Source organism: Nonomuraea turkmeniaca (assembly GCF_005889735.1).
Taxonomy (GTDB): domain Bacteria; phylum Actinomycetota; class Actinomycetes; order Streptosporangiales; family Streptosporangiaceae; genus Nonomuraea; species Nonomuraea turkmeniaca.
The window spans coordinates 1-1,805 of the sequence record NZ_VCKY01000517.1; the positions used below are offsets into that span (position 1 = coordinate 1).

The 1,805-nt window shown below is 69.0% G+C and carries 1 protein-coding gene; it reads left to right on the forward strand.

All coding sequences use genetic code 11. The features are described from left to right. Window positions 1-1,758 (forward strand): VanW family protein (locus tag ETD86_RS54205; protein WP_138674364.1); only part of this gene is annotated, 1,758 nt, incomplete at its 5' end. Window positions 1,759-1,805: the final 47 nt, after the last annotated feature.

Genomic DNA, 1,805 nt, shown 5'->3' on the forward strand with positions numbered 1-1,805 from the left:
GAGCCGTCGGCCCCGCCCGCCCCCGTCTTCGGAGTGGCCGGCGCACCCGAACGGCCCTCCCCTTTCGACGCCGACCCGCCCAGGCGGCGCCGGCTCCTGCCCGGCCTGGCGTTGTTCGTCGTGGTGCTGGCGGCGCTGGCGTACGTGGTGCCCGCCGTGCTCATGTCAGGATCCGTGTTGCGGGGCACCAGCGTGGCCGGGGTCGACATCGGCGGGCTGACCGTGACCCAGGCGGCCGACAAGTTGCGTAACGAGCTGGGCCCCAAGCTCAGCAAGCCCGTCGTGGTCGAGATCTCCGGCAAGAAGGACACCGTACAAGCCGACGAGGCCGGGCTCGAGCTGGACGTGGTCGGCACGATCGGGCAGGCGCCGAGCGGGTTCCCCAGCCCGCAGGAAGTGTGGCAGGGCCTGACCGGCACCACCGAGCTCCAGCCGAAGGTCACCATCGACTCCTCCCAGCTCGCCAGGACCGTCGAGGGGCTGGCGCAGGGCGTGGACAAACCCGCGGTCGAAGGCCGCGTGGTCTTCACCGGCCTCCAGCCCAAGGGCCGCGCGCCCGCCGACGGGGTCCTGATCGACCGGGACGACGCGGTACGCCAGATCGGCGACGCCTTCCTGCGTGGCGGCGGCACGGTGGTGTTGTCGCTGCGGCCCGCCAAACCGGACACGACCGACGCAGCCGTTAAGACCGCCCTGGCCAAGGCGCGCAAGGCCGTCGCCGCTCCCATCACGCTGACCCTCGGCGACAAGCAGGCGCAGATCCCTCCGGCGGTGATCGCGGCGAACCTCACCTTCAACCCGGACGGCGACGGTGCGCTGGCGCCGGAGTTCGACGCCAAGGCCGTGCTGGCGGACGTCGAGAGCGAGCTGGTCGACGCCGCCCAGCAGCCGCGCGACGCCACGTACCAGATCGTGGACGAAAAGCCGGTCCTGGTGCCCGCCCGCACCGGGCGGGGCGTGAACGACAAGCTGCTGGCCAGGGACGCCGAGAAGGTGTTCGACACCGGTGGTGAGCGGACGATTCCGGTGCGGCTGGGGGTGGTCGAGCCGACGGTCAGCACGCAGCAGGTCCGCGGGCTCGGCATCAAGGAGATCGTGGGCTCGTTCAGCACGACGTTCGACTGCTGCCAGCCGCGGGCGAAGAACATTCAGCGTATGGCGCAGCAACTCGACGGTCACCTGGTGCGGCCGGGGCAGACGTTCTCGATCAACGAGGTCGTGGGGGAGCGGACCGTCGAGGATGGGTACGTCGAAGCCGGGCAGATCGTCGGCGGGCGGATGGTCAGCATCGTCGGCGGTGGTGTCTCGCAGTTCGCCACGACCATGTACAACGCGAGCTTCCTCGGCGGGTTCGACGACGTGGAGCACCAGCCGATGGACTACTACGCGCAGCGTTATCCGGCTGGGCGTGATGTCGCGCTGCTGTATCCGGAGACCGATCTGAAGTGGCGTAACGACTCCGAGTTCGGGGTGCTGATCAAGACCGCCTTCACCGACACGTCGGTCACGGTCACGTTGTGGAGCACCAAACGGTACGACAAGGTCGAGGCGGTCACGTCGGAGCGGCGGGACTTCAAGCCGTTCCGGCGCGAGGTCAGCTCCGAGCCCGGGTGCCTGCCCACGGTGGGGGAGCAGGGGTTCACCATCGACGTCACCCGTGTGTTCTACAAGGGCGACAAGGTGGTCAAGAAGGACAAGAAGCTGACCACGGAATACCGGCCTCAGGCCCAGATCACCTGCGCCGGCACGAGCCAGTGACGGGCTGAGGCCGGTATTCCGTGGTCAGCTTCTTGTCCTTCTTGACC